Source organism: uncultured Campylobacter sp., assembly GCF_938017775.1.
Taxonomy (GTDB): domain Bacteria; phylum Campylobacterota; class Campylobacteria; order Campylobacterales; family Campylobacteraceae; genus Campylobacter_B.
On sequence record NZ_CALIIU010000051.1, the window covers coordinates 39920 to 48299 of the forward strand.

8 protein-coding genes are annotated in these 8380 nt (G+C 49.0%); all 8 read left to right on the forward strand.

Translation table 11 applies throughout. The annotated features are described in order from the left end of the window. Window positions 1–10: 10 nt before the first annotated feature. The 8 genes from glmU to Q0537_RS07525 all read left to right on the forward strand — a co-directional run bounded on the left by glmU (window position 11) and on the right by Q0537_RS07525 (window position 8245). On the forward strand, window positions 11–1312 hold the full coding sequence (glmU, locus tag Q0537_RS07490; protein ID WP_299226642.1) for a bifunctional UDP-N-acetylglucosamine diphosphorylase/glucosamine-1-phosphate N-acetyltransferase GlmU: 1302 nt from the start codon (window positions 11–13) through the stop codon (window positions 1310–1312). Then, window positions 1305–2486 carry a bifunctional phosphopantothenoylcysteine decarboxylase/phosphopantothenate--cysteine ligase CoaBC gene (coaBC, locus tag Q0537_RS07495; RefSeq protein WP_299226645.1) on the forward strand — a complete coding sequence of 394 codons (1182 nt, stop codon included), beginning with the start codon at window positions 1305–1307 and terminating at the stop codon, window positions 2484–2486. Before glmU ends, coaBC begins: the two co-directional genes overlap by 8 nt. Window positions 2487–2489: 3 nt before the next feature. Continuing rightward, window positions 2490–3167, forward strand: a complete 678-nt coding sequence (gene uppS, locus Q0537_RS07500) for a polyprenyl diphosphate synthase (protein ID WP_299226647.1) — start codon at window positions 2490–2492, stop codon at window positions 3165–3167. 326 nt (window positions 3168–3493) lie between these two features. Continuing rightward, window positions 3494–3919, forward strand: coding sequence for a hypothetical protein (locus Q0537_RS07505; protein WP_299226650.1), 426 nt, complete (start codon window positions 3494–3496; stop codon window positions 3917–3919). A 65-nt stretch (window positions 3920–3984) separates the two neighbouring features. Next, the gene (locus tag Q0537_RS07510) at window positions 3985–4740 is read left to right on the forward strand and encodes an A24 family peptidase (RefSeq protein WP_299226653.1); all 756 of its coding nucleotides are present in this window, start codon (window positions 3985–3987) and stop codon (window positions 4738–4740) included. Then, entirely contained in the window at window positions 4733–5764 is a 1032-nt protein-coding gene (locus Q0537_RS07515) for an LptF/LptG family permease (RefSeq protein WP_299226656.1), read from the forward strand. The genes Q0537_RS07510 and Q0537_RS07515 overlap by 8 nt, the downstream gene beginning before the upstream one ends. 607 nt (window positions 5765–6371) lie before the next feature. Then, on the forward strand, window positions 6372–7070 hold the full coding sequence (gene truA / locus Q0537_RS10425) for a tRNA pseudouridine(38-40) synthase TruA (RefSeq protein ID WP_366811377.1): 699 nt from the start codon (window positions 6372–6374) through the stop codon (window positions 7068–7070). Window positions 7071–7303: 233 nt separating this feature from the next. Further along, window positions 7304–8245, forward strand: a complete 942-nt coding sequence (locus Q0537_RS07525; protein WP_299226662.1) for a TAXI family TRAP transporter solute-binding subunit — start codon at window positions 7304–7306, stop codon at window positions 8243–8245. Window positions 8246–8380 lie beyond the last annotated feature (135 nt).

An 8380-nucleotide genomic window follows, 5' to 3' on the forward strand; every position in this document is an offset into this window, starting at 1 on the left:
AAGGGTACAAATGAACGACGTTTCGGTTATAGTTCTTGCCGCAGGACTCGGCACTCGGATGAAGTCGCAAAAAGCCAAGGTTCTTTTCGAGCTTTGCGGCGAGCCGATGATAATCCACATCCTAAAGAAAGCTTACGAAATTTCAAACGATGTGAGCGTGATTTTACACTATCAATTCGACGAGGTTAAAAGCGCGGTTCTAGCGCAGTTCCCAAACGCTAAAATTTACAAACAAGACCACGAGCGCTTCCCCGGCACTGCGGGCGGACTAAAAGAGGTCGAAATCAGCGGAGCCAAAACGCTAATAATCTGCGGCGATATGCCTTTGGTAAAAAGCGCCGAGCTTCGCAAACTCTGCGAGGGAAACGCGGAAGTAAATTTAAGCGTTTTTAGCGCGCACGATCCATTCGGATACGGTCGCGTAATTACTCGCGGTGGCGAAATTTTAAAGATCGTCGAGCAAAAGGACGCAAGCGAAGAGGAAAAAGCGGTAAAAGACGCAAACGCCGGCTGCTACTGCTTCAAAAGCGAGGCATTGAAACAGATACTACCGCAGATCAAACCAGATAACGCGCAAAAAGAGTACTACCTCACGGATGCGATCAAAATCGCCAAAGATATGGGCTTAAAATGCGCCGCCGTGTGGGTGGATGAGCAAAGCTTCATGGGTATAAACGATAAATTTGCCCTCAGCATTGCCGAAAATTTAATGCAAAACGAGATCAAAGAAAATTTGATGAAGCAAGGCGTTTTGATGCGCCTGCCTCAAAGCATCTACATCGACGGCAGAGCAAAATTTATCGGCGAGTGCGAGCTGCAAGAAAATGTAAGCATCATAGGTCCTTGCGTGATCGAAAGCTCGCTCATCAAAAGTGGCTGTGTCATCGAAGATAGCGTCGTAAAAAATTCCGATATCGGTCCGATGGCGCATCTGCGCCCAAAATGCGAGGTTATAGGCACCCATATCGGAAATTTCGTCGAGCTTAAAAACGCAAAAGTAAACAAGATCAAGGCGGGGCATTTAAGCTATCTTGGGGATTGCGAGATCGATGAGGGCAGCAATATCGGCTGCGGCACGATTACGTGCAACTACGACGGCAAGAAAAAATACAAAACAATAATCGGCAAAAACGTCTTTATCGGCTCGGATACGCAGCTAGTAGCGCCCGTGCGGGTGGCCGACGACGTCATAATCGCCGCGGGCACGACGGTGACAAGCGACGTTCCGAGCGGCGCGCTGGCGATCAGCCGAAGCAAGCAAATCAACAAAGATGGGTTTTTCCATAAATTTTTTAGGAGCGAAGATGAGTAAGAAAAAGGTTTTACTGGCGGTTTGCGGGAGTATCAGTTTTTACAAAGCGTTTGAAATTTTATCCGCTCTGAAAAAGTCGAATTTCGACGTCTATGTCGCGCTTAGCGACGGCGTGCAGGAGTTCGTCAGCTACAAGGCATTCGAAGCGCTGTGCGATCACCCGGTGCTTTGCAAAGCCAACGAGAACTGGCAGGCCGGCATCAACCACATCGCTTACTCCAAAGTGGATTTAGTTTTGATCGCGCCCGCAACGGCAAATACGATAAACAAGCTCGCGTGGGGCGTCTGCGACAACATATTTTTAGAGGTGCTAAACGCGGCTTTCGCCCATGCCAAGGTGGTTATCGCGCCCGCAGCGAACCCCGCGCTACTTGAAAACAACATCACGAAAAACTGCATCGATATGCTAAAAGCGAGCGTCAATGCGTATTTCGTCGATCCGATAGAAAAAACCCTAGCTTGTGGCGATACCGGCAAGGGCGGGCTAGCGAGTACCGAGGCGATCATGCAGACGCTAAAGCGCGCGCTTTACAACGATAAATTTTGGGAGGATAAAACCGTCATCATCACCGGAGGCGCGACGATCGAAAAGATCGACAGCGTGCGCGGCATTACGAATTTTTCCAGCGGTAAAACCTCCAAAGCGATTGCCGACGCGCTGTTTTACCTAGGCGCGGACGTGACGCTGATCTCTAGCAACGAATATGAAAATTTGCCATACAAGCTCGTTAAATTTGAAAGCACTATCGGGCTAAAATCGGCGCTTGACAGCACAAAATTCCCCGACGGCGCATATTTGATAATGGCTGCCGCGGTAAGCGATTACTCGCCGAAGGTGCGCTACAAAGACAAGGTGAAAAAAGCGGAGATCGGCGAAATTTGGAATTTACGCCTGGGCGAAAACGAGGATATCTTAAGCTCCGTGCGCGGAAATATCAAAAAAGTGGGCTTTAAACTCGAAACCGACCGCGAAAACGCCGTCGGCGAGGCCAAACGCATGCTTAACGAAAAGCATCTCGACGCCGTCTGCCTAAACGTGCTGGACGACATCATCAAGCTCGGCGGCGATGTCCTTAAGGTCACTTTCATCACGAAAAACGATCAGGTCGTAATCGACACCGCGCCGAAGGACGAAGTCGCCCTAAAAATCGCGGCTGAGCTGAAAAAAATCTGATCCGTGAATAGCCTAAATCATCTAGCCCTCGTGATGGACGGCAACGGGCGCTGGGCGAAAAAGCGCGGTCTGCTGCGCACCGGCGGGCACGAAGCGGGCGCGGAGGTCGTGGAGCAGATCTGCGAGTTTTGCATCGACGAAGGCATCGCAAACCTCACGCTCTACGCCTTTAGCACCGAAAATTGGAAGCGCCCGAAAAGCGAAGTGGAATTTTTGATGAAGTTGCTTCAAAAATTCCTAATCTCTCGCCGCGAAAAATTTACCCAAAACGGGATAAAATTCTATCCGATCGGCGACATATCGGCTTTTGAGGGCGATCTGCGAAGCGAGATCGAATATCTTTCAAATTTAACTCAAAACAGGCGAGCGCTAAATTTTAACCTAGCGATCAACTACGGCTCGCGCGACGAGATCACCAGGGCGTGCGAGAGGCTGCTTGCAAGCGGCGAGCGACTAAGCGAAGCGGGCATCGGCGCGCATCTGGATACCGCGCACAGCGGCGACGTGGATCTGCTGGTGCGCACGGGTGGCGAGCAGCGGCTATCGAATTTCTTGCTCTGGCAGGCAAGCTACGCCGAGCTTGCATTTACGCCGACGCTGTGGCCGGATTTCACGCGCGAGGAGCTTGCGCGCATAGTGGATGATTTCCGCCGCAAACAGCGCCGCTTCGGCGGTCTTTGAGCTGCGTCGCAGTCGCTCTGACGGCTGCTTTAAATTTTAAAATTTTACCGCCTGCAACGCGATAAATTTTAAAATTTAATCCACGAGCGCTCGCGACATCTTGAAATTTTAAAATTTCGGGATTTTAATTTACGGCGTCGTAAAATTTAAAATTTTAACTACGCAGGCGCGCGGTGCCGTGAAATTTCAAAATTTTAGAATTTTAAAATTTCGTGCCGCTTAAATTTAAAGCTCTAGCGCGAGCCGTGTTACGAGGTGCGGTAAATTTACGCGGCAGGAATTTTAAAATCACGCCGCCCGTTAACGCAAGGACCGAAAGGAAGGCCATGAGCTACTACATACAATGTGGTTGCGGCAAAAAACTTACGAAAAAGCCGATGAAAACTCTAAGATGCCCAAGATGCGGCAGCGTGTATAAAAAACCTAAGAAATTTATATTGGCGGTCTATATTTGCCTGCTGCTGTTTTTTATGCTAGCGTTTGCCTTCATCCCCGATAAAATGGGGATTTTGGCATCCGCAGGCAGCGGGATAGGCGCATATATTATGTTTTTATGGATCGTAGATACTTTAAACTTCGATCTTTTGGACGCCGTGATACTAGTAGCGGGATTTTTGATTTTCGGCGGATTATATGAGGCATGGGGCGAGCCGCTAATCGCGGGGCTCATAGCCATTTTATTTTGCGTGGGCGCGGCGGCGATTTTCGTAAAATTTTTCCCTTATAAGAGGCAAAAAATCAATGAAAACTAAGAAATTTCTCGCTACCATAGAGCGTTTGATTAAATTTTAAAAAGTTAAAGCTCCAAAGGAAAAAGATGGATTTAAATATCGTTTACGGCGTGATTTTTGCGGTATTCGGCACCTGCGTAGGCTCGTTTTGCAACGTCCTGATCTACCGCCTGCCGCGCGGACAGAGCGTAAATTTCCCCGCATCGCACTGCCCAAAGTGCTCTCACGCTTTAAAATTTTACCACAATATCCCGCTGCTTTCGTGGCTCTTTTTGGGCGGCAAATGCGCCTTTTGCAAAACCAAAATTTCGATCCGCTACCCGATCGTCGAGCTTTTAGGCGGCGCGCTTGCGCTTGCGGCGTATTTCGGCGAACCCGATCTTGCAAAAGCCGCGGTGCTTGGGCTTTGCTTTATCTTGCTTATGGCGCTTTCGGCGATCGATTTTGAGTATAAAGCCGTGCCTGAGAGCCTTCTTTACGTAGTTACGGCGCTTTCGCTTGCTTATACGCTGATGTATGATTTTGATCTCAGCGGCGTTGGTGCAGCGGCGGGATACGCGGCGATATTTTTCGTGCTGCGCCTCATCGTTACTTTCGTGCTAAAGCGCGAAGCGATGGGCAGCGCGGATATTTTTATCGCGGGCGTTATGGGGGCGATTTTGGGCTGGAAGCTGGGCGGTATCTCGATCTACATCGGCGCGATTTTGACGCTGCCTGCGTATCTCATCGCGAACAAAAAGGGCTACGAGCTGCCTTTCGTGCCGTTTTTATCGATGGGGCTGCTTCTTACCTTTATCTTCAAAGATCAAATTTTAAGGCTCTTGGACATCATTTATGGATAGGGTGCAGCGCTATTTATTTAGCAATTTCGTCGGCTCCTTCGCATCGCTTTTCAGCACGCTTTTTATCATAATGTCGATCGTCTTTTTCCTTCAGATCGCGCGCATTACGTCGTTTATCGAGATAAATTTTTCAGAGCTAGTCAAGCTCTATCTTTTCATGCTGCCGCGCATCCTCATATTTACGGTGCCGATCGCGTTTTTTGTAGCGCTTAGCATCTCGCTTTTTAGGCTATCTAAAGAGAACGAAACCATCGTCATATTTACGATCGGCTACGCCACGCGCAAGATCGCGCTGTTTTTTGGCATAAGCGCCTCGCTGTGCTCCTTGGCGCTGCTTTTCGTCTCGCTTTTTATGATGCCGATAGCCGAAAATTTAAAGGACAATTTCATCGATTACAAAAAGATCAGCGCGACGCTAAATATCAAATCCAACGAATTCGGGCAGAAATTCTCCGACTGGCTCGTTTTTATCGATTCACAGGAAAACAACGGCACAAGCACGCTGTATAAGGATCTAGTGCTGTATAATCCAGGTAACTCGCAGGATCACGAGCGGATGATCGTAGCGCGTAGCGGCGAGTTTAAAAACGAAAATGCGAGCTTTTCAGCGATGCTGCACGACGGTAAAATTTACACGATGGGCGGCGAGCAGTGGCACGTAAGCGAGTTTGAAAGCCTAACCCTGCGCACGCAAAGCGACCGCAATATCCGCGGCGGAGGCGGCGTGATCGGATACTGGAGCGATATGAGCGGCAGCGAAAAGCGCAGGAAGGAATTTAGCATCTACACCCTCGTCTCGCTCTTTCCGCTGGCGAGCTTTCTGTTTGCACTAAGCCTCGGTATCGTGACCTATCGCTATGAAAAGGGCTTCGTTTACGCGGGGATATTCGGCGTGCTTTTTAGCTACTTTGCGATGATTATGCTGCTCTCTAAATACCCGAGCATCGCGCTTCCAGTGACATTCGGCGTTACGCTTATCGGCTCGCTTCTTTACTACAGGATCAAAATTGCCCCGAGATACTGAAAAAGACTCCGAACTTTGCAGCGGCGAAATTTTGAACAAAAGCTCGTCTGCTCGAAATTTAGCGGATAAAATTTCGGCTAGCAAGCCTAGCGCGTCTGAAATTTTGCGTGGCGTAAATTTAAAACGCAAAACGCAAAACGGCGAGCAGGTTTTGATCTTAAACGACGGGTTTTCAAATTTTAAAAATTCCGCTCTCGCGAATACTGAGAGCGATACGGCTGCTTGTACTGCGCCCGATTGCGGTTTGAAGCAAGAAAGCGTCAGGCGGAATTTGGACGCCGTTTGCGCCAAAGAGGTCGCGCGTGCGGCAAATTTAAATTCCGCCCGTAAAAATTCCGCCAATACCGCCGCTTTGGATATTTGTGCGGCAGGCATAGAAAAAATTTACACAATTCATCCCACAGATGCCCGCAAAGCAGACGCCGCCTACAAAGCGGGCATTTCCGCAAACACTCCTGCAAACGCGTCCGGACCCAAAAATATTATTGAAAGCGCGCCCGCAAGCGACTTCACAGCGAGCGAACTTGCGCAAATCGGCAAAATAAGCACTCCGCTAAATATCCCCGCAGATGCGTGCGCATATGCCGCGAGCGCAAACTCCGAGCGCGTGAAGCTCAAGCTCGTCTATTCCTATGACGGCTCGAAATTTAGCGGCTCGCAGTCTCAGCCTCACGGGCGCGGCGTCGAGGACGTGCTGCGCGCGGCTTTGGGGCGCGTGGGTATCTTTGCGCCGCTAATCAGCAGCTCGCGCACAGATAAAGGGGTGCACGCGCTGCGCCAGGTAAGCTGCGTCGAATGCACCGCGCACTGGGAGCTACCGCGTCTAAAAGAGCTCATAAACCGCCACTGCGCGCCCTATATTTTTGTACGCCACATCAGCCCGGTACCGCGCGATTTTCATCCGCGTTACGACGCCGTGGCGCGCTGCTATCGCTACGTTTTAAACCACGGACGTCCAAGCCCCTTTCTTAGCGATTTTTGCGTGTTTTATCCGCGCGTGGATCTTGCCGCGCTCAATGCTGCGCTTGCAAATTTCGTCGGCGAGCACGATTTTAGCGAGTTTATGAAAAGCGGCAGCGACATAAAAAGTCCGATACGCGAGCTCTACGTCGCGCGCGCCTACTCTTTTAGAAATTTGACCTTGATAAATTTTAAAGCCAACGGATTTTTGCGAGCGCAAGTGCGGCTGATGGTCGCAAACGCCCTAAAATCCGTGCAGAGCGGGCGCAAGATCAGCTTCTCGCGAGCGCTTAGTAGAATCCCCTTTCCGCCGAACGGGTTGTATCTTAGCGGCGTGAGTTATTAAGACTTGAAATTTATAGCGTTAAATTTTATCCACGGGCATTTGGATTTCAAGCTTAGAATTTTATCGCGGTAAAATTCTGCATATGAGAGTAGATCGCCACCCTACTTTGATATTAAATCACCTGCACCACGATGTGTAAAATCGTAAATTTGCGCGAAATTCGATCTATTTTTATTAGAATTTTATAGAAATTTAGCAATACTTTCAAACTTTTAACTCAAAAAGGAGCAAAGATGAAAAAATTTTCTGTTGCTTTGGCCGGTTTGGCCTTACTAGCTAGCGTTTCAGGCGCTAAGGAGTTCATCAATATCGGCACCGGCGGTATGACCGGCACCTATTATCCGGTAGGCGGCGCGATTTGCCGCTTGGTAAATATGGATAAAAATATGAAATGCTCCGTGCAATCGACGGGCGGCTCGACGTATAACGTCAATAACGTGCTTAAAAAAGAGCTAAATTTCGGCTTCGTTCAAAGCGATGTCGTCTATGATAAATACAACGGTACGGGCAAATTCCAAGGCGCGGCGGATAAAAATTTACGCTCCGTAATTTCGATCTATCCGGAGCTTTTGGCTTTCGTCGTCTCTAAGGAGAGCGGCATCAAAGCCTACGGCGACGCTACGGGTAAAAAGATCAATATCGGAAACCCGGGCAGCGGCAACGAGCTAACCAGCACAATAGTTTTTGAAAACTACGACTTTGATCTTAAAAAGCTCGCCCAGCACGGCGTTTTAACGGCGCAAGAATGCCCTATGGCGCTAAAAGATAAGAAGATCGACGGATACTTCTACGTCGTAGGACATCCGACCGCAAATATCACTGATGCGGCGACTTCGCTTCCTATCGACTTAGTCGGCATCGACGATGAGCATATCAAAAAAATTCTAGAAAAATATCCATATTTCGCTAAAGGCGTGATCCCTGCGAAAATGTATGACGGCGTAGATCACGATACGCAGACTATCGGCGTAAAGGCCGTACTCGTAACCGACGCTAGCCAAAGCGACGAGGCGGTTAGGGCGGTAGTTAAAGCTATACTTGATAATTTTGACGAGTATAAAAAGCTACACCCTGCGCTAAATTTGGTAAGCAAAGAATCTCTTTTAGAGGGGCTTAGTGCGCCACTTCATCCTGCAGCAGAGGCGGTGTATAAAGAAGCTGGGCTGCTGAAATAGGCTAGTTGATGGAGAAATCTACACAAAACGACGAGCAGGTTTTAGAGGTAAAGAGTAGAGAATTTACCTCTAAAAAGCTCTTCTGGCTCGTGACGCTGGTCTGCTTCTCGTGGTCGGTCTTTCAGCTTTACATCG